Source organism: Nocardia sp. JW2, from assembly GCF_051843015.1.
Classification (GTDB): domain Bacteria; phylum Actinomycetota; class Actinomycetes; order Mycobacteriales; family Mycobacteriaceae; genus Nocardia; species Nocardia coubleae.
Genome location: NZ_JBPXLK010000005.1, coordinates 106,253 through 128,504, shown reverse-complemented (window position 1 = coordinate 128,504; position 22,252 = coordinate 106,253). Strand labels below are relative to the sequence as shown.

Annotated in this window: 27 protein-coding genes; 19 read left to right on the top strand and 8 right to left on the bottom strand. The window is 67.0% G+C overall.

The window, feature by feature from the left end; genetic code table 11:
* Nucleotides 1-10: 10 nt before the first annotated feature.
* Complete coding sequence (locus tag ACSVDM_RS09950) at nucleotides 11-748, top strand: phosphoglyceromutase (RefSeq protein ID WP_067485849.1); 738 nt, start codon at nucleotides 11-13, stop codon at nucleotides 746-748.
* A gap of 69 nt (nucleotides 749-817) precedes the next feature.
* Here the strand turns inward: ACSVDM_RS09950 and ACSVDM_RS09945 are convergent, their stop codons facing one another.
* The 4 genes from ACSVDM_RS09945 to ACSVDM_RS09930 all read right to left on the bottom strand — a co-directional run bounded on the left by ACSVDM_RS09945 (nucleotide 818) and on the right by ACSVDM_RS09930 (nucleotide 3,615).
* On the bottom strand, nucleotides 818-1,342 hold the full coding sequence (locus ACSVDM_RS09945) for an LpqN/LpqT family lipoprotein (RefSeq protein ID WP_439264150.1): 525 nt from the start codon (nucleotides 1,340-1,342) through the stop codon (nucleotides 818-820).
* Between the two features lie 18 nt (nucleotides 1,343-1,360).
* Nucleotides 1,361-2,182 carry a hypothetical protein gene (locus ACSVDM_RS09940; RefSeq protein ID WP_439264148.1) on the bottom strand — a complete coding sequence of 274 codons (822 nt, stop codon included), beginning with the start codon at nucleotides 2,180-2,182 and terminating at the stop codon, nucleotides 1,361-1,363.
* A 76-nt stretch (nucleotides 2,183-2,258) separates the two neighbouring features.
* On the bottom strand, nucleotides 2,259-3,242 hold the full coding sequence (locus tag ACSVDM_RS09935; protein WP_439264146.1) for a hypothetical protein: 984 nt from the start codon (nucleotides 3,240-3,242) through the stop codon (nucleotides 2,259-2,261).
* 52 nt (nucleotides 3,243-3,294) lie between these two features.
* Nucleotides 3,295-3,615, bottom strand: coding sequence for a hypothetical protein (locus ACSVDM_RS09930; RefSeq protein ID WP_439264144.1), 321 nt, complete (start codon nucleotides 3,613-3,615; stop codon nucleotides 3,295-3,297).
* A gap of 188 nt (nucleotides 3,616-3,803) precedes the next feature.
* Here ACSVDM_RS09930 and ACSVDM_RS09925 point away from each other — a divergent pair, with 188 nt between their 5' ends.
* The 6 genes from ACSVDM_RS09925 (at nucleotide 3,804) to ACSVDM_RS09900 (ending at nucleotide 8,165) form a co-directional block, all read left to right on the top strand.
* Entirely contained in the window at nucleotides 3,804-4,166 is a 363-nt protein-coding gene (locus ACSVDM_RS09925; protein ID WP_439264142.1) for a hypothetical protein, read from the top strand.
* Between the two features lies 1 nt (nucleotide 4,167).
* A complete protein-coding gene (locus ACSVDM_RS09920) occupies nucleotides 4,168-4,803 on the top strand; it encodes a DUF3558 domain-containing protein (protein WP_439264141.1) in 636 nt (211 codons plus the stop codon).
* Nucleotides 4,804-4,805: 2 nt separating this feature from the next.
* The gene (locus tag ACSVDM_RS09915; RefSeq protein ID WP_439264139.1) at nucleotides 4,806-6,155 is read left to right on the top strand and encodes a hypothetical protein; all 1,350 of its coding nucleotides are present in this window, start codon (nucleotides 4,806-4,808) and stop codon (nucleotides 6,153-6,155) included.
* Entirely contained in the window at nucleotides 6,152-6,856 is a 705-nt protein-coding gene (locus ACSVDM_RS09910; protein ID WP_439264137.1) for a hypothetical protein, read from the top strand. The genes ACSVDM_RS09915 and ACSVDM_RS09910 overlap by 4 nt, the downstream gene beginning before the upstream one ends.
* Before the next feature lie 190 nt (nucleotides 6,857-7,046).
* Complete coding sequence (locus ACSVDM_RS09905) at nucleotides 7,047-7,394, top strand: DoxX family protein (protein ID WP_439264135.1); 348 nt, start codon at nucleotides 7,047-7,049, stop codon at nucleotides 7,392-7,394.
* Between the two features lie 15 nt (nucleotides 7,395-7,409).
* Nucleotides 7,410-8,165 (top strand): class I SAM-dependent methyltransferase, encoded by a 756-nt coding sequence (locus ACSVDM_RS09900; RefSeq protein WP_439264403.1) that lies wholly within the window; start codon nucleotides 7,410-7,412, stop codon nucleotides 8,163-8,165.
* Between the two features lie 30 nt (nucleotides 8,166-8,195).
* On the opposite strand, the gene ACSVDM_RS09895 is transcribed toward ACSVDM_RS09900, so the two are convergent.
* Nucleotides 8,196-8,879, bottom strand: a complete 684-nt coding sequence (locus tag ACSVDM_RS09895) for an NADPH-dependent F420 reductase (protein ID WP_439264134.1) — start codon at nucleotides 8,877-8,879, stop codon at nucleotides 8,196-8,198.
* 104 nt (nucleotides 8,880-8,983) lie between these two features.
* Between ACSVDM_RS09895 and ACSVDM_RS09890 the strand changes: the two genes are divergently transcribed.
* The 3 genes from ACSVDM_RS09890 to ACSVDM_RS09880 all read left to right on the top strand — a co-directional run bounded on the left by ACSVDM_RS09890 (nucleotide 8,984) and on the right by ACSVDM_RS09880 (nucleotide 11,414).
* The gene (locus tag ACSVDM_RS09890) at nucleotides 8,984-9,358 is read left to right on the top strand and encodes a winged helix-turn-helix transcriptional regulator (protein WP_439264132.1); all 375 of its coding nucleotides are present in this window, start codon (nucleotides 8,984-8,986) and stop codon (nucleotides 9,356-9,358) included.
* Between the two features lie 131 nt (nucleotides 9,359-9,489).
* Nucleotides 9,490-10,728 (top strand): sensor histidine kinase, encoded by a 1,239-nt coding sequence (locus ACSVDM_RS09885; RefSeq protein WP_067484896.1) that lies wholly within the window; start codon nucleotides 9,490-9,492, stop codon nucleotides 10,726-10,728.
* Nucleotides 10,725-11,414, top strand: a complete 690-nt coding sequence (locus tag ACSVDM_RS09880; RefSeq protein WP_067484899.1) for a response regulator transcription factor — start codon at nucleotides 10,725-10,727, stop codon at nucleotides 11,412-11,414. Before ACSVDM_RS09885 ends, ACSVDM_RS09880 begins: the two co-directional genes overlap by 4 nt.
* A 48-nt stretch (nucleotides 11,415-11,462) precedes the next feature.
* On the opposite strand, the gene ACSVDM_RS09875 is transcribed toward ACSVDM_RS09880, so the two are convergent.
* Together ACSVDM_RS09875 and ACSVDM_RS09870 are read right to left on the bottom strand one after the other, a co-directional pair.
* A complete protein-coding gene (locus ACSVDM_RS09875) occupies nucleotides 11,463-11,792 on the bottom strand; it encodes a hypothetical protein (RefSeq protein WP_439264129.1) in 330 nt (109 codons plus the stop codon).
* 64 nt (nucleotides 11,793-11,856) lie between these two features.
* A complete protein-coding gene (locus tag ACSVDM_RS09870) occupies nucleotides 11,857-12,666 on the bottom strand; it encodes a hypothetical protein (RefSeq protein ID WP_067485851.1) in 810 nt (269 codons plus the stop codon).
* Nucleotides 12,667-12,786: 120 nt separating this feature from the next.
* Here ACSVDM_RS09870 and ACSVDM_RS09865 point away from each other — a divergent pair, with 120 nt between their 5' ends.
* From ACSVDM_RS09865 to ACSVDM_RS09825, 9 genes are all read left to right on the top strand, one after another.
* A complete protein-coding gene (locus tag ACSVDM_RS09865) occupies nucleotides 12,787-13,773 on the top strand; it encodes a Ppx/GppA phosphatase family protein (protein WP_067484905.1) in 987 nt (328 codons plus the stop codon).
* Complete coding sequence (locus ACSVDM_RS09860) at nucleotides 13,763-15,460, top strand: hypothetical protein (RefSeq protein ID WP_439264127.1); 1,698 nt, start codon at nucleotides 13,763-13,765, stop codon at nucleotides 15,458-15,460. The genes ACSVDM_RS09865 and ACSVDM_RS09860 overlap by 11 nt, the downstream gene beginning before the upstream one ends.
* A 31-nt stretch (nucleotides 15,461-15,491) precedes the next feature.
* Nucleotides 15,492-16,349, top strand: a complete 858-nt coding sequence (locus ACSVDM_RS09855; RefSeq protein ID WP_439264400.1) for a sugar phosphate isomerase/epimerase family protein — start codon at nucleotides 15,492-15,494, stop codon at nucleotides 16,347-16,349.
* Between the two features lie 81 nt (nucleotides 16,350-16,430).
* On the top strand, nucleotides 16,431-17,294 hold the full coding sequence (locus ACSVDM_RS09850) for a thioesterase family protein (protein WP_439264125.1): 864 nt from the start codon (nucleotides 16,431-16,433) through the stop codon (nucleotides 17,292-17,294).
* A gap of 34 nt (nucleotides 17,295-17,328) precedes the next feature.
* Complete coding sequence (gene proC, locus ACSVDM_RS09845) at nucleotides 17,329-18,147, top strand: pyrroline-5-carboxylate reductase (protein WP_439264123.1); 819 nt, start codon at nucleotides 17,329-17,331, stop codon at nucleotides 18,145-18,147.
* Nucleotides 18,148-18,309: 162 nt separating this feature from the next.
* Entirely contained in the window at nucleotides 18,310-18,573 is a 264-nt protein-coding gene (locus ACSVDM_RS09840; protein WP_225278502.1) for a helix-turn-helix domain-containing protein, read from the top strand.
* A 194-nt stretch (nucleotides 18,574-18,767) separates the two neighbouring features.
* Nucleotides 18,768-18,869, top strand: a complete 102-nt coding sequence (locus ACSVDM_RS09835) for a 30S ribosomal protein bS22 (protein ID WP_003402602.1) — start codon at nucleotides 18,768-18,770, stop codon at nucleotides 18,867-18,869.
* Nucleotides 18,870-19,055: 186 nt separating this feature from the next.
* Complete coding sequence (locus ACSVDM_RS09830; protein ID WP_439264117.1) at nucleotides 19,056-20,141, top strand: NAD-dependent epimerase/dehydratase family protein; 1,086 nt, start codon at nucleotides 19,056-19,058, stop codon at nucleotides 20,139-20,141.
* The gene (locus ACSVDM_RS09825; RefSeq protein WP_439264115.1) at nucleotides 20,138-21,154 is read left to right on the top strand and encodes a lysophospholipid acyltransferase family protein; all 1,017 of its coding nucleotides are present in this window, start codon (nucleotides 20,138-20,140) and stop codon (nucleotides 21,152-21,154) included. The genes ACSVDM_RS09830 and ACSVDM_RS09825 overlap by 4 nt, the downstream gene beginning before the upstream one ends.
* Here ACSVDM_RS09825 and ACSVDM_RS09820 read toward each other — a convergent pair whose 3' ends face one another.
* Complete coding sequence (locus ACSVDM_RS09820) at nucleotides 21,155-22,183, bottom strand: HAD family hydrolase (protein WP_376739934.1); 1,029 nt, start codon at nucleotides 22,181-22,183, stop codon at nucleotides 21,155-21,157.
* Between the last annotated feature and the right edge of the window lie 69 nt (nucleotides 22,184-22,252).

Sequence of the window (22,252 nt, the reverse complement as noted above, 5' to 3'; positions counted from 1 at the left end):
GAATGACCTCATGACCTACACCCTCGTGCTGCTGCGCCACGGCGAGAGCGAATGGAATGCCCTCAACTTGTTCACCGGCTGGGTGGATGTGCACCTGACCGACAAGGGCATCGCCGAGGGCAAGCGGGCAGGCGAGCTGCTCGCCGAGCACGACGTGCTGCCCGACATCGTCTACACCTCGCTGCTGCGTCGCGCGATCAGCACCGCCAACAACGCGCTCGACGCGGCCGATCGCCTCTGGATCCCCGTCATCCGCGACTGGCGCCTCAACGAACGCCACTACGGCGACCTGCAGGGCAAGAACAAGGAGCAGGTCCGCGAACAGTACGGCCAGGACCAGTTCATGCTGTGGCGGCGCAGCTACGACACCCCGCCCCCGCCCATCGCCGACGACAACGAGTACAGCCAGGAAGGCGACCCCCGCTACGCGGGGATCGAGGTCCCCAAGACCGAATGCCTCAAAGACGTTGTCGCCCGCATGATCCCGTACTGGGAGAACACCATCTCCAAGGAACTGCTCACCGGCAAAACCGTCCTGGTGGCAGCCCACGGCAACTCCCTGCGCGCCCTGGTGAAGCACCTCGACGGCATCTCCGACGAGGACATCTCCGGCCTCAACATCCCCACCGGCATCCCCCTGCGCTACGAACTCGACGAGAACCTGCGCCCGGTGAAGCCGGCCGAATACCTCGACCCCGAGGCCGCCGCGGCCGGTGCGGCCGCCGTGGCCAACCAGGGCGGGAAGTAGTCGTTCCATCGAGCCGGTGCCGCATCGTTCGCACGGTGCGGCACCGGGTCGCTCCTGCGGGCACAGGTCTCAGCAGCCGCGCGGTGGCCACACCACCGACAAGGGTGACGGAAGGTCGATGATGTCCCAGGCAGCCGAGTCTGCGGCGACGGTAGCGGTGTACTGCACCAGATAGTCGTGGTCGAGAACATCGATCAGCAGATATTGCGTTCTGGTGCGGACACGCAGCTCACCACCGGTATAGAGACCCGAGATGGTGGCCGCCCGATACCCGTCGCAATCCACGAATTCGGCCGATTGCTCGATCCAGCTCGGCAGCCGCCGGGAGTCGACGAACGCGCAGTCCATCAACTCTGAAGAATCGACTCGTTCGCTGAGTCGGCCGACCATGACCAGGACGTTGTCCGCCCACCCTCCTCCATCGGCCGACGGATTCGCCCACGCCGCGTAGACGCCTGGCATCGCATCCTGGCCGATCTCGAGCCAGCCCTCCGGTGGAACAACACGGATATCCGGCGCTCCGATGGTGTCGGTGTGTACCGGGATGATTCGGATCTCGCGTCCATGGAGATATTCGGCAAGACTCTGGTTCATGCTGTGCTCCTGATTGCGTCAGTCGTTCGGCAGTTGGTGATAACGCAGGGTGAACCACTCCGTCGCGGCCTCGGTCGCGAGAAGCTGTCGCGACTCCGGCTCGTCCAGGAGATGTTTCATCAGCGCCAGCAGAAGATCTGAATCGCATCGAAGAATGCAAGCCGGAATTCCTAATTCACCGACTCTGTCGAACAATTTGTGCTTCGCCGGTCGGGAGCTGTCTGCCAAGGTCGCCAGGACAACCGGCGCCTTATCGTATTGAGCCGAGAGTTTGCACACATCGCCGCGAATGCTCGAGATGTCCGACCAGTTGATCCGTGAAGTTCCGCGCATAGGCATTCGGCAGATGATTCCTGCCGGGTACAATTCCCATCGAATTCGTGCGAACCGCGCGAAAATCATCAGGAGGAGTGCGATAACGGTTACGATCGAGAACACCAGTGCGCCGATAGCGCCGCCGCTGTTGTTGCGGGAGAACGGAAGTAAGCCGTCTGTGCCGCCTGCGTGCCAGTCCCACCAGGCTGCGAAGCCGAAGAGGCCGCAACCGGCGAGGGTCAGTTCCAGTGACAGCAGACTGGATTCTTGTCGTAGGTGGATCCCCGATCCCCATTCCGCGTCGACATTTCGACTTGTAGTGGGGGGCACTGTTGCGGCCGCATGTGGGAACATCGTCAGCAACCTGGCGCCGAACATTCCTGCGGCGCCGAGAAATAGGGTAATCGCCCCGAGGTGTCCGAGGATGGTCATGATACTTTTGCCATCGCCTCGGAGCGCAATCACCAGCCAAACCGACGCGGCAGCTAGAAGTACGAGCATCATGATCGTTGTGAAGGCAATCATGCCCCGTGACGCTCGTTCGTGCCACTGTCGATCGACGACTACGACCGGCGGCTTCGGAGGGGAGCAGTTAGTCATCTCACCAGACCCACTGGATAGATTTGGACGTCAGGTACGCCATCCCGGCACCTACGCCCGCCCCGACTACGAAACCCACCGCGGTTCCTGCTCCCGGCACGACGGAACCTAATGCCGCCCCGGCTGCCCCGCCCGCCCAGACGCCGGCCGCGGAACCCGCTGCCATGCCCACCGCTGTCCCCGCGCTTTCGCTAACGATCGCCTCGGTTGGGTTCATACCACCGTTGATGTCGTTGGCGATCGCTGGGACAGTGCCTATGACGTTTCCGACGATCCCGAGTCTGCTCAGCCCCGTGGTGTACTTCCCGGCGTCATCGAGTTTGCCCCAGTTCTCGACCCATTTGAGAACGCCCTTGTCCGCGGCATCTTTGGCCGCGGATTCGAGGCCCATTCGAGTGCCGTCGGTCATGGCGCCCGCTATTGCGGCAGCGGTCATCGCTTCTTTGTCCGGTGCCCAATGCGACGCGGGGGATGTGGCGATGGAATCGGGGATAGCCGAAGGATCTTCGTTCTTGATCGCGGTGATCGCTGCGGCCGTAGCGGTCAATGCCGACGCGGGCGCCATTCGGTCGAGCTCGCTGTTCGCATCAGCAATCTTCTGACCCCACGTGGCATCGGCGGTCATCAGGGCCGACGCAAGTCCCGGTAGCCGGGCCAACTGGATACCCGCTTCGGAGTTCCAGTCATCGACTCCGTGGACGCTCCAGTCGTCGGTGACCGATACCTTCCCCGTCACGTAATTCTGGTAAATGGTTTTGATGTCGGCCAGCGGTTGATTCATGGCCTGGTAGGCGCCGTTGCATGCGGCCTCCAGGTCGTCGTAGGCGACCGCGATAGCGCGCATCTGGGTCTGTTCCTCGTCGGCTTTGTCTTCGGCGGCCGTTTTCGCATCGCCCTTCCAGATCAAGCCGTTGTGGATCGTGTTGTGCATGGTGCCGGCCGCAGCCACGATGGCGTCGGCGATTTCGCCCGCGCTGGTCGCCACGGCAGGTAGGTGCGAAAGATCCCAGGTGAGGACGTCAGCAGGTGGGGCCACGTCACTTCCCCTCGTGGGCGTTGCCGGAGTTCAAGTCGGCAACAGCGGCAAGGCGCCGTGCCGCATCCGCGTCGGTGCCCTCGTATTTGTTCGCCGACAGGGCCATCAGGCCCGACAGGTGGTTGAATCGTGCCTTCAGCACATCTTTCGCCGTCTTGCTCCGGGAGTCGGAGCCACCGAGAGCAGAGCCGACCGCTGAGCCCTCGAGCGCTGCGGCCACCGGCGCCGCCCCGAGCTTCTTCGCTTTCTCGATGTCGTTGGGGAGGAGGGCGAGGGCTGCGGCGGCCTGTCGCAAGCTGTCAGGACTGACTTCGAGCGCCATGAACCGCCTCCCCCATATTCTGCAGAACCTTCACACACCTCTTGGACGCAAGCTAACAGCAGATGGTTCCATCTGGATTCTCAGCCTGGTCTCGAGCCGCGGTGACGAACGTGGAGATCGCGATGATGTCGGATGGTCCAGGCGGGCGTTAGACTGCGTGCGACCGGCCGGATGTGGGGAGGGAATCTATGGCGATCGGTGGGGATGCTGCGGCCCAGTTGTGGAACGCTGCGTCGTCGGGGCAGTTGCGGATGGAGCCGGATGCTGCTCGGGAGGTAGCGTCCTCGTATCTGCGGTTCGCGGGGATGTGTGACGAGTGGGTTAAAGACGCCGAGATGCTCCGGACCATCCATGGGTTCGGGTCGCTGGCGTCAGCGCAACAGTTGCAGACCGGCTTCGCAGAGAAGGCGGTGCGGGCTAAGGAAGTCCTCGGTCAGCTGGCAACCGCAGCGCGGGGTATGGCGGATGGATACCTGAAGGCTGCTGGAATCCTGAGTGAGGCAGATGAACTCACTGCAACCGCATTGAGCAACCTTCCTGGACAGGCGTGACATGAGATTTCAAACGGTAGCGGGCTGCGCCCTTGTCGTAATCGCAGCCTCGTCATGCGGCTCGGCCACCGACAGCACCGGGCCCAATTCCGGCTCGCCGGAAAACTCGACCAGCGCATCGGAGGTGTCGGGGGTACGGCCGACTCTGACGAATCCGAAGCTACAACCGCCGTCGCAGGACAACAAGTACACGAGGTCATCGGGTCGGCCGGAAGTGGTCTTCGACCCCTGTACGTGGATCACCGATGCCGAGGTCGAGTCGATGGGATTCCGGCCCGAGTCCCGGAGGCGTGGTCCGGACCTTGTAGCGGAGTACACCTTCTTGACCTGTGTGTTCGACAACCCTGGCAACACTGTCGCACTCCACGTCGACTCGGGGAACACGACTTGGGACGAGAATCTGCAGAAGAACGGCGCTTGGTTGTCGGCGACGACCGTGAACGGCCGACAGGCAGGGTTGGTGCGTGGGGAACCGGGAGGCGAGGACGCCTGCCAGGTGCACATGGTGACAGAGGCCGGTTTCGTGATTGTCGGGACTCTTATCCAGAGCCTTGGAAAGAACAAGGGGCTGGACCCGTGCGCCAACATCATGGAAATCGCCTCGGTAGTGGAGAAATCCATCGGTAAGGAGAACTGAGTATGGCGGACGGGGGAGGCGGTACGCCGGATCAGTACATCTCGGAGCTGACAGGCTTGCCGCTCGAGCAATCGGTGAGCGGGCTGCGGCAGCAGCAGGGTGCTGAGAAGCAGCAGGAGTCGATGAGTCATGGGGGGACCGATCCGAAGTACATCGCGGACTTCGAAGTGTTCGAAGGTCTTTCGCACCAGGACATCTATGACGCGGTGCAGAAGATGCAGCCGGGAGTGATGCAGCAGTTCGGTGACAAGTGGGTCGAGATGTTCACCGAGATCTCGGGTGCGGTGACCGGGTTGATGATTCAGACAGCGCGCGCGACTTCGAGTCTGGATGGTGCGTTCGCGTCGGCAGGGGAGGCTGCCGGACGGCGGTTCATCACCGACGTCACGGACGTGTACACGGTGCTGTCGGTGGTCGGTCGCCGGGTGAAGGCGGCTGCCTACGGTGCTGAGGCAGTGAAAATCGCCGTGCCGGCTCCGGTTTCGTCTACGGATGCGCCTGCCTCCAGTGGCACTTCGATGCCGGCGACCCTTACCGAATTCATACTTCCCGACACAGCAGCCACCACCGCACGGGAGGCGGAAGACCGGCGGTTACAGGCCATCGCGGCGATGAATTCGACCTACAAACCCACCTATGGTCCGGCTGGTGAATCCGTGCCCGCCTTCGTTGCGCCGAGCCAACCGGGCGACGGAACGAGTGATCCTGGCTCCGGCGGTGGCGGATCGAACAATGGTGGTGCCGGTGGCGGTGGCACCGGGCCGGGCGATGCGGGCGACACCGCGACCACCGAGGACCCGAACCAGCCCGGTACGACCACGGACGACGAAACATCCAGTGCGGGTACGGATGACGACGACAGCAGCGGTACCGACGACTCCCAGGGGCAGAACAGCACCACCAATCCGGCGAGTACCGATCCATCCTCGACCACGCCATCCTCGACGACCCCTGGCGCTGGTTCGCCGGGTACCGGATCGCCAGGCGGTAGTTCACCGGGTGGTGGTTCGCCGGGAGGCGGGTCACCGGGCGGTTCGACGCCGGGTAGCGGCACACCTACACCGGGTGGTGCCCTGGCTGGTCGCGGCCCGGTGGTTGCCGGCCAAAACCCCGGCGCCGCAGGTTCTTCGGGTGCCGCGGGATCCAGTGGGCGCGGGATGAGTCCGGGAATGATGGGTGCGCCGGGCGCGCGTGGGGGCGGCAAGGACGACGAGGACGAGCACAAAGCGCCCGACTACCTGCGTGGTGTTCAACCCGAACTGCTGGGTGACGAGCAGCATGCGGTGCCCCAGGCCATCGGTGCCGACGCACCGGCGACCCGCCTGCCGGAGCAGGAGTCCGGGAACGTATGAGCTGGGTATTCACCCCCGACGAATTCGCGCATGTGTGGTTGCGGGAGACGGGTGACGATCGTTATCCGTTTCCGCTCACCGTGTACTCGGCCGCCGCGACGGAAAGCGAGTACGAGAAGCTTGCCGTCGCTGCCGCGCAACGTTGGCCCGCCGGTGCTGATCTGGACCTGAGCGCGGTACTCCGGCACGCCGCGCGGCCCGAGACGGCACTGGCGCTCTTCAGCGAAACCGGCCCACAACTGCGCGCCTACGGTGCGCGGACTGGGGACCGAGGGGTCGTGATTCGCCAATACGAGGATCACAGCGTCGAGGTGTTCTCCGGCAGTGCGGGTCTGGTCAACCGTGCGTTCGCTGCCTTCCTCGGCGACCAGCCCGCTGGACAGGTCGGCCACCTGGTCGAGGATGTCGACCGGCTGGCCACACATTTCGAATCCTGGCAGCGCCCACCGGATTCCGTCGCCGCCCGCATGCATCGGCTCACCGAGGCGAAACGGGCGGCAGGAGGGCGGATCGAAATCAGAACCGGATTGCAGTCGGGCCGGCCTGGTCCCACTTCGTACCTCACCTGGCTCGACGTTTCCGATGACGGCCGTTATCTGTCTTACCGCCGGTACCAGGACCTGCACATCGAACCGGCCGGAAAGCAGCGTGTGATCGACGCGATCGAGGCTGCTGCCTCGATCGGCGTGCATACCGGCTGAGACAGGGCGGAGAATATCGTCGGCCGCGCTCGCCGGTCGAATCCTGATCGTCGGTCAGGGCAGTGACGGCGTCGTGACCTCTCGGTACAACCGTGGTCTCCCCTGCAATGAGGCGATGTCACACTTTCTACGGCTGTGTCGTCGACTCTGTGAACGCCGCGAAAAGCGCGGCAGGGCAAGGAGTCGAGTCATGGAAACTGCCTACGTTGTCGTTACCGTTGTTGCCGCCCTGTGGGTCGGGTTCTCGGCATTCTCGTTATTGCGGCGGGCTGCGTTTGTTGTCGATCCGCTGGTGGACTACGGGGTGCCGGAGAGTTGGTGGACGCCGTTGGGGGTGGCGAAGGCGGCGGGGGCGGTCGGGTTGGTGGTGGGGTTGTGGGTGCCGGTGGTCGGGGTGGCCGCGGGTGTCGGGCTGATCCTGTATTTCACCGGTGCGGTGGTGACGGTGTTGAGGGCGCGGTCGTACAAGACGGTGGCGTTTCCGGTGTTGTATCTGGTGCCTGTCGCGGTGGCGTTGGGACTCGGGTTCGCGGCCTGACCTGAGAGGGTGGGGATTATGCGGACATTCGAGGAGTTGATCGAGGAAGCCGACTCGGTGTCGGTGGCCGGGTGGGACTTCTCGTGGCTCGAGGGACGGGCGAGCGAGGAACGTCCGTCCTGGGGGTATCAGCGGTTGCTCGGTGCTCGGCTGCCGGCCGTGACCGCCGCGTTGGATATCCAGACCGGCGGTGGGGAAGTACTGGCCGGGGTCGACCGGTTTCCGCCGACCATGGTCGCCACCGAATCGTGGCCGCCGAACGTCGCCGCGGCCACCGCGCTGCTCCACCCGCGGGGCGTCGTCGTTGTCGCCACACCGGACGAGCCGCCACTTCCATTCGCCGACAATGCTTTCGATCTGGTCACCGCCCGCCATCCGGCCACCGTGTGGTGGGACGAGATCGCCCGCGTGCTGCGACCGGGTGGCACTTACCTCGCTCAGCACGTCGGGCCCGCGAGCGTGTTCGAACTGGTCGAATACTTCCTCGGAGCGCAACCGCAGGCCCGTCGGGCGCGCCATCCCGATGACGAAGCCGCCGCCGCCCGCGCGGCCGGACTGCGGATCGTCGACCAGCGCACCGAACGTCTCCGCATGGAATTCGGCGACATCGGCGCCGTCGTCTACTTCCTGCGCAAAGTGATCTGGATGGTCCCCGGTTTCACGGTCGAGACCTACCGCGACCGGCTGCGCGAACTGCACGAACAGATCCGGCGAGAAGGACCCTTCATCGCACACTCCAGCCGGACCCTGATCGAGGCGACCAAACCCTGACAACGATCCGGGTGGGCGACAGGCCGTTCGTCAATCGGCGACGGCGAAAGCGGCAGTCAGCGGAGGTAAGGCGGCGCGGGTGTCCAGTCCGGCGAACCAGAGACCGACTGTGAAGACCGCCGTTGCCTCGAGGTACCTGGCGCGATGCAGACCGCCTGCGGGGAAGGGTTGCAGCGCGAGGTCTTCCGCCAGATCGGCAACGATTCGCATCGCTGTCTCGTCGTCGCCGCAGAACGGGACTGCCAGCCGAACACCGTCGAAGACGCGGTCCTCGCCCGCCCACACCTCGGCGGCGAGCAGATTGAAGGCCTTGACCACTCGGGCACGCGTGGCGCGGGACGCGATCCGCTCGGCTACCGCCGGTTCGCCGAGGATGAAGGCGGTCGCGCCGTCGGGCGCCGACTCGTCGGGCTGGAACGCATTCGTGCAATCGATGACGACACGGTCGGCCAACCGCTCGTTGTGGTCGTCGAGCAGTTCGGTCAGCGCGGCTACCGGAACCGCGAGCAGCGCCACCTCCGCGAAATCGATCGCCTCGGCGATCGTGGCCGCACCGACCCGGTGTCTGGGTTCGGTGCCGGCGTTGATGGTGTCGGCGAGCTCGCGAGCCGAGCGTGCCGAGCGGGCGCCGATGAGCAACTCGTGGCCGACACGGGCCCAGCCGCCGCCGAGCGCGGCCGCCATCGACCCTGCCCCGATGATTCCGATTCGCATGACAACTCCCGTGATCCGTCGATGCCGAGCGGCACCGGCACAACAGACGCTAGGGATTGCGAAAGGCACCTCCGGGTGCCTCACGACGCTGCCAAACTGGACACATGACTGAGCCGATCCGATTCGCTCCCTACGGCGAATTCGAGGCCGACTGTCCGGCCAGGCTCGGCGTCGATCTGTTCGGCAACCGGTGGTTGCCGGTGGTCGTGTACATGCTCAGGGAGGGTCCGCAACGTCACAGCGAACTTCTCGCGGGCATCGGCGGCATCAGCCAGAAGATGCTGACGCAGACCCTGCGGCGGATGGAGCGGATGACGCTCGTACGCAGGCGTCGGTACGCCGAAGCACCGCCACGGGTCGAATACGAACTCACCGAATCGGGGCGCGATCTGCTCGTCCCGATTCATGCGCTCGGTGCATGGGTCGACGCGCACGGGGCCGCGGTGAGCGCCGCGCTCTACGGCGGAACCGACGTCTGACACGCCCGGCGGCCCACTGGGTGCCCGCTGGGTGAACGGCGGACGAACACCACCCCAAGTGCCCGTGACCTGCGCGAAACTTCACCCCACCCCGCGCCGGGAAGTCGGTGTGCACTCGTACGATCAATAACGTGAGCGTTCCGCAGGCCGTGCTGTTGGCAGTCCTCGCGGCTGTCGTCGGACTGGCAGTCGGGGGTCTGCTGATCCCCTACGTCAATGCCAGGCAAGCGGCGCGGACGCAAGAGGACACCGGGCTCACGATGTCGCAGGTGCTCGACCTCATCGTCCTCGCCTCCGAGAGCGGCATCGCCGTGGTCGACGAATACCGCGACGTGGTGCTGGTGAACCCGCGTGCCGAGGAACTCGGACTGGTCCGCAACCGGCTCCTCGACGAACGCGCCTGGTCGGCGGTCGAGAAGGTCCTCGCCACCGGTGAATCCGCCGAGTTCGACCTCACCGCGAAGAATCCGTTACCCGGACGCGGCCGCATCGCGGTGCGCGGCATCGCGCGCAAACTCTCGCGCGAGGAGACCAGTTTCGTCGTGCTGTTCGCCGACGACGACTCCGAACAGGCGCGCATGGAGGCGACCAGGCGCGATTTCGTCGCCAATGTCAGCCACGAACTCAAGACGCCGGTCGGCGCGATGAGCCTGCTCGCCGAGGCCATGCTCGAATCCGCCGACGATCCCGACGCCGTGCGGCACTTCGGTTCCCGCGTGCTCGCCGAATCCCGGCGCCTCGGGAAGATGGTCACCGAACTGATCGCGCTGTCGCGGTTGCAGGGCGCGGAGAAGCTGCCCGACCTGGCCGTTGTCGATGTCGACACCGTGGTGCAGCAGGCCGTCGACCGCTCGCGCACCGCCGCCGAGGCCGCGGGCATCACCGTCAGCACCGACCGGCCGAGCGGGCTGGAAGTGCTCGGCGACGAAACGCTGCTGGTCACCGCGCTGTCGAACCTGGTGGAGAACGCCATCGCGTACTCGCCGCAGGGTTCGCACGTGTCGGTGAGCCGGTCGCTGCGCGGCGATCACGTCGCGATGGCCGTCACCGACCGTGGCATCGGCATCGCGAAAGAAGACCAGGAACGGGTGTTCGAGCGGTTCTTCCGCTCCGACAAGGCCCGCTCCCGCTCAACCGGCGGTACCGGGCTCGGCCTGGCCATCGTCAAACACGTGGCGGCCAACCACAACGGTGAGATCACCCTGTGGAGCAAACTTGGCACCGGCTCGACGTTCACCCTGCGCATCCCCGCCCATCTGGAAACCGATGGGGACGAGGACGCGGGGCAGACGCCCGAGCTCGCCACGAGAGAAACCATCGCCCAGCGCAATCCCGCTGGACGAACGAACGGTGTGGAGGCACGCAGATGACGAGTGTGTTGATCGTCGAAGACGAGGAGTCGCTGGCCGATCCGCTGGCGTTCCTGCTGCGCAAGGAAGGCTTCGACGTCACCATCGCCGGTGACGGGCCCTCCGCGCTGGCCGAATTCGACCGCTCCGGCGCCGATATCGTCCTGCTCGACCTCATGCTCCCCGGCATGAGCGGCACCGACGTGTGCAAACAGCTGCGCACCCGCAGCGGCGTGCCGGTCATCATGGTGACCGCGCGTGACAGCGAGATCGACAAGGTGGTCGGGCTCGAGCTCGGCGCCGACGACTACGTCACCAAGCCGTACTCGGCGCGCGAGCTCATCGCCCGCATCCGCGCCGTGCTGCGGCGTGGAGCCGGAGACGAGCTGGACTCCGGCAGCGAGAACGGTGTGCTCGAGGCCGGGCCGGTGCGGATGGATGTGGACCGGCACACGGTGCACGTCAACGGCGGGCAGGTCACGCTGCCGCTCAAGGAGTTCGACCTGCTCGAATACCTGCTGCGCAACTCGGGCCGCGTGCTGACCCGTGGTCAGCTGATCGACCGAGTGTGGGGCGCGGATTACGTGGGCGACACGAAGACCCTCGACGTGCACGTCAAGCGCTTGCGCTCGAAGATCGAGGCCGACCCGGCGAAGCCGGAACACCTGGTGACAGTGCGCGGGTTGGGCTACAAACTCGAGGCCTGACCGACGAGAACCCGGCATCCGAGGCGATGCCGGGTTTTGTCGTGCGTGTCAGATGGCGCTCCACACGACGCCGAGCGGGGTGTCCATCTTCTTCAGCGGAACCCAGCCGTAGGCGTCTTCCTGCATGCAGTCGTAGATCTCCACGTCGGCGCCGTTGCCGCGGCAGGCGATGGTGGTGGAGGTGCCCTGGGTGCTGGCGATGATGTACTTGCCGTTCTTCGCCGCGTCGATGGCCGCGGGGTCGGTGTAGCTCACGAAGCTCGAGGTGAAGTCGGCGTACTCGGCCGGGTCACCGTTCGGCTCGGCGTGGGCGAAGCCGGTCATGGTCAGGGTGGCGCCGATCGTCAGGGTCGCGAGGTAGAGCGCTTTCTTGGACATGAGCAGCGATCCAACCCGACCTCGATGACGCGGCGATTGCGGGCAGGTGAACCGGACCCCCGGCTCAGGCGGGATGCGTGCCGTGGAGGCGTTCGGCTTCCACCGTGGCGGGGTGCACGGCGATCAGGCCGAGGCCCTCGCGGCGGCGGCACAGCTTGGCCAGTTCCTCGTAGGCGGGGGCGCCGAGGAGTTCGCGCAGTTCGGGCGCGTAGGACTGCCAGACCGGTTTCGCGCCGACGTGGGCGTCGGGGGAGCCGGTGCAGTACCAGTCGAGGTCGAGGCCGCCGGGACCCCAGCCGCGGCGGTCGTACTCGGTGACGACGGTGCGCAGGATCTGCTCGCCGTCGGGGCGCTCCACCCAGTCCTGGGTGCGCCGGATCGGCAGCTGCCAGCACACGTCCGGCTTCACCTCGAGCGGTTCGATGCCCTTGCGCACGGCCATGATGTGCAGCGCGCAGCCGGCGCCCGCGGCGAAACCGGGGCGGTTGAGGAAGATGCAGGCACCGTCGAAACGACGGGTGCGCAAGGCGGGTTCGTCCTCGAGTTCGTCGAGCTCGAGGTAACCCTTCTTGACGACCTTGCCCTTCTCGGTGGCCTCGCCCATCAGCTGCCAGTCCTGCGGTGTGAGTTGTTTCACAGCACTCGCGAGGCGCTTGCGGTCGTCCTTGTCGGCGAGGAACGCGCCGTGCGAACAGCACCCGTCGTCGGGACGATCGGCGATGATCCCCTGGCAGGCGGGGGTGCCGAACACGCACGACCAGCGCGACAGCAGCCACGTGAGGTCGGCGACGATCTGGTGCTCGTCGTTTGCTGGGTCGGTGAACTCGATCCACTCGCGCGGGAAATCCAGCTCGACTTCCGGGGCCGGATCGATCTTCCGCCCAGGTCGGAGCCCGGTCTGCGCGATGGGGCCTTCGCCTTCGGTCACAAGTTCTGACGCTAACAGTTCAGTCGCCTGCCCTGTACTCCCGGATCACCAAGTACCGTATTCGGAGTGCGGCTAGGTGTTCTCGATGTCGGAAGCAATACCGTTCACCTGCTGGTGGTGGACGCGCATCGTGGTGGACACCCGATGCCCATGAGCTCGTCGAAGGCGGCATTGCGCCTGTCGGAGAACATGGACGGCGACGGCCGGATCACCGAGGCGGGCGAGGCGCGGCTCATCACGACCATCACCGAATTCGCCGATCTGGCCCGCAAGGCCAAGTGCGTGGAACTGATGCCGTTCGCCACATCCGCCCTGCGTGAGGCCACCAATTCCGAGGAAGTGCTCACCCGGGTGCGGGCGAGCACGGGGGTCGATCTGCGGGTGCTTTCCGGCGAGGACGAGGCGCGGCTGACGTTCCTCGCGGTGCGCCGCTGGTTCGGCTGGAGTGCCGGGCGCATCCTCAACCTCGACATCGGCGGCGGCTCGCTCGAGATGTCGAACGGCGGCGACGAGGAGCCCGATGTCGCGCTGTCGCTGCAGCTCGGCGCAGGCAGGCTGACCAGGGAATGGTTAGGCGACGATCCGCCGGGCAAGCGTAAGATCGCGGTCCTGCGGGACTGGCTGGAGGCCGAACTCGTCGTCCCGTCCAAAACCCTGATCGAAGCGGGAAAACCCGACCTCGCCGTCGGCACGTCGAAGACGTTCCGTTCGCTGGCCAGGCTCACAGGAGCGGCACCCTCGGCCGCGGGCCCGCGGGTGCGCCGTACACTGACCAGCTCCGGTCTGCGCCAGCTGATCGCGTTCATCTCCCGGATGACCGCCTCGGATCGCGCGGAACTGGAAGGTGTGAGTTCGGACCGGTCCCAGCAATTGGTGGCCGGGGCTTTGGTCGCGGAGGCGAGTATGCGGGCGTTATCGCTCGACAGCATCGAGATCTGCCCTTGGGCGCTGCGCGAAGGGCTGATCCTGCGCAAACTCGATACCGAACCCAACGGGGGTGGCCCGGTGGCGATGCCGCCGGTGGAACCGGTAGGGAGACAGCATGAGTGGTGAGGATTCCAAACAGCTCTCGGTAGCCGAACTGCTCGCGCGCAACGGTGCGCAGGGCGGGTCGCCGCCGTCCTCCGGTGGCGGCAGGCGGCGCCGCAGCGGTCGTGGGGTCTCGGTCACCGACCTGACCGGTGAGAACGCGGTGGTCCGGACGGGTGGCCGCTCACACGCCGCGCCCACCGAGACACCGCCCGAACCGCCCAGCTACGAACCGCCCGCGAGCCAACAGCCCGCGCCGTATCCGCCGCCCGGCCCCGCCGAACCGGCGTACTCACCGATCTCCGGCCCGATCACCCGCCTCGATCCGACCGCGGACCCCCTCGCGCCCACCGCGTCCCGATCCGGCTCCGATCCGTTCGGTCCCTTCCGCGCCGAAGCACGCGACACGCGCCAGAACGGCAGGCTCGGTGTGCCCGGCGGCACGACGCAACCCGTCGACCCCGGTATCGCCGAGATGTTCGGTTCCGGTGCGTTGCCCGCCGTCGGCGGTGGCCGTCGTCGCAAGGCCGACGACGGACCCGAGTACCCGGAACCGGCCGCACCAGCCGCACCACCGGTCACCGGTGGCCGGGCCGCGCGCCGCCGCGCCGCCGAGGCCGCGGAGGAAGCCGCCGAACCGCCCGCCGCGAGCGGGTACGCGGCCTCGCTGCACGAGTCGGGGATCGACGCGCCGCGCGCGTTCATGGGCCGTCCCGGCCAGACCCCCGGCTTCAACGCCTTCCCGGATCTCGGATTCGAGAACCACCCGAGCGTCGAGCCGACGCCCTATGAACCGCCCGCCTACGAGCCGCAGGCCTTCAACGGCAGGGACAGCGGGTACCCGGCGCCGAACGGTTACCCCCAGCCGACGCAGGCCTACAGCCCCGCGCCCGAGGCCCCCGCCGACCCGCGCCCGTCGCTCGAGCGCAGACGCGATGCGGGCAAGGGTGGCGGTCTGCCGTCGTGGTCGGCCCGCAGGCACCGCCCCGCGCAGGATCCGGCGCCCGAAAGCGCCGGTGTCCCGACGGCGGCGTGGTCGCCGATCAGTCAGGAACAGCCGCTGCTCGCCGGTGACTCGGTGGCCGCCGATCTGCTGCGTCAGCGCGCCGAGATCGACGCCACCGCCGACGCGCGCACCGAGGTGTATCGCCTCGGCGGCGTCGAACCGGCGACCGACGACTACGCCGAATCCGACTACACCGACCGCGATTACGCCGACAACGACTACTCCGACACCGACTACGGCGACTACGACGAGTACGAGGACGACGACTACGAGCCCGAGCCGAAACCGAGCCGGGCGAGCAGGCGGGCCGCGACCAAGGCCGCCGCGGCCAAGGTAGCGGGCCGCGCGAGATCCCGTGCCAAGAGCCGGGTCGCGTCGTCACGCAACCGGTCGGCGGCGGGTGGCAGGATCTCCCGGTTCACGGCCAAGGCGCCCGCCGACGATCATCGCCGCGAGTGGATGATGCTCGGCGCGCAGAGCGCCGGTGCGGCCGTTGCGGGCATGTTGCTGTTCAAGGGTTTCGAGACGATGTGGGAGACGTTGCCCTGGGTGGCGCTCGCCCTCGCGATGGTGGTGATCCTCGGTCTGGTCGCGCTGGTTCGGGTGCTGCGCCGCACCGACGACATCTTCAGCACGGTGATCGCCGTCATCGTCGGCGTCTTCGTGACGCTCGGACCGCTAGCCTTCCTCCTCAGTACCAGCTGAATACAGGGAGTGGGCCGTGGGGAACATCGAGATCGGGCTGTCGACGGCGTCGGTTTATCCGGAGAACACCCAGGCGGCGTTCCGCTATGCCGCCGAATTGGGTTACGACGGAATCGAATTGATGGTGTGGGCCGAACCGGCCAGCCAGAACATCGACACCGTGCAGTCCTATGCCAAGCGCTACGGCGTGCGGGTGCTCGCGGTGCACGCGCCGTGTCTGCTGATCTCCCAACGGGTCTGGGGCGCGGACCCCGTGGCGAAGCTGGAACGCAGTGTGCGCGCGGCCGAGGCGCTCGGTGCCGACACCGTGGTCGTGCATCCACCGTTTCGCTGGCAGCGCCGCTACGCCAGGGGTTTCGCCGAGCAGGTCGGTGAACTCGAGGCGCACCACCCGGTGAAGGTGGCGGTGGAGAACATGTTCCCGATGCGGGCCGACACCCTGTTCCGTGAGGGCGCGGTGCGCAGGCTGGAACGTCGCGCGGGGCCGGGGCGCGCCGTGAGCGCGTTCAGCCCGTCCTACGACCCGACCGATACCGGTTTCGACCACTACACCCTCGACCTGTCGCACACCGCGACGGCGGGCACCGACGCGCTCGAGCTGGCCCGGCGGATGGGCCAGGGCCTGGTGCACCTGCACCTGGCCGACGGGCGCGGCGCCGCCCACGACGAGCACCTGGTCCCCGGCGACGGCACCCAGCCCTGCGCGCAGCTGTGTGAATACCTGGTGGACACGGGCTTTCGCGGCCACGCCGTCGCCGAGATCAACACCCAGAACGCGCGGACCACGGCCGCCCGTTCGGCCCTGCTGGCGCGCACTCTCGAATTCGCGCGTCGTCACCTCACGGGCGCTACGCCCGACCCGCAGCCCCGCCACGCCGACCTGCCGTAACCATCGCGGCGAACTCGGGAATATGCCGAGCGGCACCGTGCTTGTACGCTGTACGAAAGTGCACCGCGACCAGGAGTGACGATGACGCGAGAACTCGCGACCGACGCGCCGTTCAGTCAGGTCATCGACCTGACCGAGCTCACCACCACCGATGCCGAAACCGGCCGCTACGCCGGTGTCATCGACCCCACCTGGACCATCGGCCCCAAGGTGCACGGCGGCACCATGGTGGCCGCCAGCGCCGCCGCGGCGACCCGATGGCTCACCGAGGCCGACGCCTCCTACGCCCGGATGGCGCCCATCGCGGCCAGCTCCGACTTCCTCGGCGCCCCCGATCCGGGCAAGGTCGAGTACGCGGTGCACATCCGCAAGAAGGGCCGCCAGATCTGCCTGGTCGACGCCGAACTGATCCAGAACGACCGCACCCTGGTGCGCACCGCGTTCACCTTCGGCCACCTCGACGCCACCGCCACCCGCTGGAGCGGCCCCGACACCGACATGCCCGCCGAACCCACCGACACCGCGCTCCGCTACACCCCGGACTCGCCGATGGGCAAGATCGTGCACGTCAGCCAGGGCGCGCACGTCCTGCTCGACCCCACCTGGGGCGAATTCCTGCGCGGTGAGACCGGCGATCCCCGGCTGCGACTGTGGATCCGCCCCTTCGACGGCGACGAAGCCGACCCCCTGGCCCGCGCCGCCTTCGCGATGATGGCCGCCGACATGAGCCCGCCGGTGCCGATGAACCTCGGCCACTTCGGCTGGTCGCCGACGGTCCAGATGACCACCTACCTGCGTCGCGTCCCGGCACCCGGCTGGCTGCGCGTCATCGCCACCTCCCGCGAAGTCGGCGAGCGCATGTTCGACGAGGACCAACTGGTCCTCGACTCCACCGGTGCGGTGGTCGCCCAGAGCCGCCAACTGGCCCTGATCCCCGCCAAGTAACAATCGCGGCCACACCACCACTAACCTTGGCCGCATGACGAGAATTGCTGTTGTCGGTGGTGGGCGGATCGGTGAGGCGCTGGTCGCCGGATTGCTGGAAGCCGGTCGGGCGCCCAAGGATCTGGTCGTCGTCGAGACGCACGCCCCCCGCGCCGCGCAGCTGGCCGAGCGGTTCAAGGTGCGGGTCACCGGGTCGACCGCCGACGCGGTCGTGGGTGCCGACATCGTCGTCATCGCGGTGAAGCCGAACGTGGTCGACTCGGTGCTCGCCGACCTGTCCAAGGCCGACCTCGACACCGGCCGCGAGCAGGTACTCGTCTCGCTGGCCGCGGGCATCACCACCGGTCACCTGGAGTCGAAGCTACCGGCCGGCTTCGCCGTGGTGCGGGTCATGTCCAACACCCCGATGCTGGTCGGTCAGGGCATGTCCGTGCTGTCGCCCGGCCGCTATGCCGATGCCGAACAGCTCGAGGTGGTCGGTGAGATGCTCGAGGCCGTCGGCAAGGTCGTCACGGTGCCGGAGACGCAGATGGACGCCGTCACCGCCGTCTCCGGGTCGGGTCCGGCGTATTTCTTCCTCGTCGTCGAGGCCATGATCGACGCCGGTGTCGGCCTCGGCCTCACCCGCGAGGTCGCCACCGAACTGGTCGTGCAGACCATGATCGGCTCGGCCGCGCTCATCGACGAGAGCGGGCAGAACGCCGTCGATCTGCGCGCGGCGGTCACCTCGCCCGGCGGCACGACGGCCGCGGCATTGCGCGAACTCGAACGCGGCGCGATTCGGTCGACTTTCATCGAGGCATTGCAGGCCGCCAAGCGTCGATCCGTGGAACAGGGCGCGTCCAGCGAATGACACGCGGGCGCCCGGCGCGATAACCGATTTCTCACACCCGTCGCAGTAATCCCACTGGCACCGCTAAGCTCGTAGAAGCACGTGCGTGTCTGTTCCGCCGGTGGGGAAGCCGGCGGCGCGGACGTGCCGGAGGTCAATGGTGCCATGATGTCTGCGAACAGAATGTCCAGTAATTCACCGGCGTCCGGCGGTGGATCGGGGTCACCCGCTCCACGAGTCGGTGCCACTCCGCAACCGGTGATCGGCGGTGGCACACAGTTTCTCACCGTCGCCGAAGTCGCCGATCTCATGCGGGTGTCGAAGATGACGGTGTACCGGCTCGTGCACTCGGGTGAACTGCCCGCGGTGCGGGTCGGACGCTCGTTCCGGGTGCACGCGAAGGCGGTGCACGACTACCTGGAGACGTCGTACTTCGACGCCGGATAGGTTCTCGGCCGCCTCGGGGCCGAGAACCCGCGGCACCCGTGCCGCCGACAGCGCTGTAGCATGGACAATCGGTTCGTGTCCGCCTGCCGGTGGCACCGCTTCGTGGTGTCCGGTGCGCCCCGGCGGCGCGGGCACCAGACGACGCACGCGACACCGCGTGTGCATGCCGAGTAGAGAGAACGCGAGGAAACCCTATGGGTTCTGTGATCAAGAAGCGCCGCAAGCGTATGTCGAAGAAGAAGCACCGCAAGCTGCTTCGCCGCACACGTGTTCAGCGGCGCAAACTCGGCAAGTAAGCCTGCGTGCCCGTGAGAGCCCGTCACCTTTCGAGGTGACGGGCTCTCGCTGTGAAATGTCCCGGTTTGTAAATCTCGCTGTGCGATAACGGGTCGTCCTCGTTAAAAGCTGGTAGATCGTGTCGGCGGGTGGCACGAATGCGGCTACTCTGGTACGCGGAAATCATGAGAAGCAGGGGGCTTTGAGTGGGGTCAGGTCAGGGTTCCGATACGCGGGAACGCCACGAACCGAAAGTCGTGCTGGTCACCGGTGCCAGCCGCTACTTCGGTAGCCGGATCGCGTCCCGGTTCGCCGCCGATCCCGGTGTCGAACGGGTGATCGCGGTGGACACCATGCCCCCCGGGCGCGAGGTGCGCCGTCGCCTCGGCCGTACCGAATTCGTGCGCGCCGACATCAGGAATCCGCTGATCCGCAAGGTCGTCGAGAACAACAACGTCGATACCGTCGTCCACGCGGCCCTGCTCACCCGCCCGCCGGCGCGCGGCGGTCGCGCGGTGATGAAAGACCTGAATGTGCTCGGGTCGATGCAACTGCTCGCGGTGTGCCAGAAGGCGCAATCGGTGCGTCGCGTCGTCGTGCGTTCGTCGTCGGCCGTGTACGGCTGCAGCGCCAAGGACCCGGCGAAATTCACCGAGGAAATGAGTGCGCGCACGCCACCGGCCGGGTGGTTCGCCCGCGACATGATCGATATCGAGGCGCTCGTGCGTGCGATGGCGCGGCGCAGGCCCGATATGTCGGCGTCGATTCTGCGGCTCGCCCCGATCGTCGGTCCCCGGCTGGCCGACAGCGGCGTGCAATACCTGCGGTCGCCGATCACCCCGACCGTGCTCGGGCGCGAAGCCCGGATGCAGTTGCTGCACGAGGAGGACGCGGTGGCGGTACTCGTACACGCCGCCTGTCGCGCCCACGGTGGCACCGTCAATGTGGCCGGAGACGGCGCGCTGGCGATGTCGCAGGCCATCCGCCGGGCCGGGCGCATCGCCGCCCCGGTACCCCTCTTTGTTTTTCGCACCGTCGGCCGGAGCCTGATGGGTCCGGTCATGCGCGGTTTCAGCGGGGAACAACCCGACTACTTCTACTTCGGTTGCGGTCTCGACACCACCCGCATGCGAACCGAACTCGGCTTCACCCCGCGCTGGACGACGGTCCAGGCATTCGACGACTTCATCGCGGGCGCAGCGTTGCGGCCCGTCTTCGATCCGGCATGGATCGACGCCGCGGAACACAAACTGCTCGGCCTCATCGGGGCCGGTTCAGGAGCGCACACATGAACGAAGGAGCGAAAGTCATTCGTCTCGACGTGAATGTCGAGACCCGGCACCGGCCGTCGTCCCGGCGCAAACCGGACGTTCCGGTCCAACCCACCCCCGTCACCGCCCTGAGCGATCACCGGCCGGGCATGCCGGCCCGGCCGCCGAAGTCGCTGTCGGAGACACTGCGCGACGCACTCGGCAAGCAGATCGAGAGCACCGCGGAGTTCGCGCGGCGCAGGCTCACCGGTGACTACCAGATCGACGAATTCGGCTACGACAAGCACCTGCTCGAATCGGTGATCCTGCCCGCGCTGCGGCCGCTGTCGGATTACTGGTTCCGGGTTGAGGTGTCCGGGATCGAGAACATTCCCGCCACCGGCGGCGCGCTGCTCGTCGCCAACCACGCGGGCACGGTTCCGCTCGACGGGCTCATGCTGCAGCTGGCCGTGCACGACAAGCATCCGGCCCACCGCGCGCTGCGCCTGCTGGCCGCCGACCTGGTGTTCGAGCTGCCTGTCTTCGGTGCGCTCGCCCGCAAGGCCGGGCACACCCTCGCCTGCCACCCCGATGCCGAACGGCTGCTGCGGTCCGGGCACATCGCCGGGGTGTTCCCCGAGGGCTTCAAGGGTGTCGGCAAGAACTACGCCGACCGGTACAAGCTGCAGCGTTTCGGTCGCGGTGGATTCGTGTCGGCGGCGGTGCGCACCGGTGTGCCGATCATCCCGGTGTCGATCGTCGGCTCGGAGGAGATCTACCCGAAGCTGGCCGACATCAAGCCGCTGGCCCGTCTTCTCGGCCTGCCGTACTTCCCGGTGACCCCGCTGTTCCCGCACCTCGGCCTGCTCGGCGCGATCCCCGTCCCGTCGAAGTGGTACATCGAGTTCGGTGAGCCGATCGCGACCACCGCCTTCGAACCGGAGGAAGCCGACGACCCGATGACCATGTTCGAGGTCACCGACCAGGTGCGCGAAACCATCCAGCAAACCCTGTACAAGCTGCTGGCCAAGCGCAGGAACCCGGTTCTCGGCTGACTATTTCTCGCGGTGGCGGGCGACCGCCGCCGCGACCGCGCCACCCGCCGCGCCCAGCGCGAGCGCGGTCGGTACGCCGATCTTGGCGGCCTTGCGCCCGGTGCGGAAGTCGCGAATCTCCCAGCCCCGGTTCTTGGCCACCTCACGCAGGTCGGAATCGGGGTTGATGGCCACGGCCGTGCCGACCAGCGACAGCATGGGCACGTCGTTGTGGCTGTCGGAGTACGCGGTGCACCGCTTGAGATTGAGGCCCTCACGAATCGCGAGGGTGCGCACGGCGTGGGCCTTGCCGAGACCGTGCAGGATGTCGCCGACCAGGCGACCGGTGAACTTGCCGTCGACGCTCTCGGCGACGGTACCGAGCGCACCGGTGAGCCCGAGCCGCTTGGCGATCACATTCGCCAGCTCCACCGGGGTCGCGGTCACGAGCCACACCTGCTGACCCGCGTCCAGGTGCATCTGCGCGAGCGCGCGGGTGCCCGGCCAGATCTTGTCGGCGATGATCTCGTCGTAGATCTCCTCACCGAGCATCGCCAGCTCGGCGGTGGGCCGACCGGCGATGAAGCTGAGCGCCTTCTCCCGGCCCGAGGCCATATCGGAGGAGTTCTCCTTGCCGGTGACCCGGAATTTCACCTGTTTCCAGGCGACGTCGACCAGATCGGAGGTCTTGAAATACTTGCGGGCCGCCAGGCCACGCGCGAAATGCACGATCGAGGCGCCCTGCACGAGGGTGTTGTCGACGTCGAAGAACGCGGCGGCGGTGAGGTCGCGCGGCGGCGCTTCGGGGCCCGCGTCGGTGCCCTGTTCGGCCAGTTCGGCGTCGTGCAGCGTGAGGGCGGCATCGGCACTGGCCTCACCGGCCAGATTCGCGCGCAGCTCCTCCTCGCTCGGCCCGAACGGGCTGCGCGGCAGCCGCGCGAACTGTTCCTGCAGTTCCTGGCCGAGGCGGCTGGGCTGCCACCGCGCAGGGAACTCGCCGAATCGCCCTGCGACGAATCCGGCCCTAGTCACCTTCGAACGTTCCGGCACCAGTACCCTCCGCTAGTCGCGCGAACATGTCCACAGTAACCGGATTCGCCGACATGCCGCGGCGAGCCC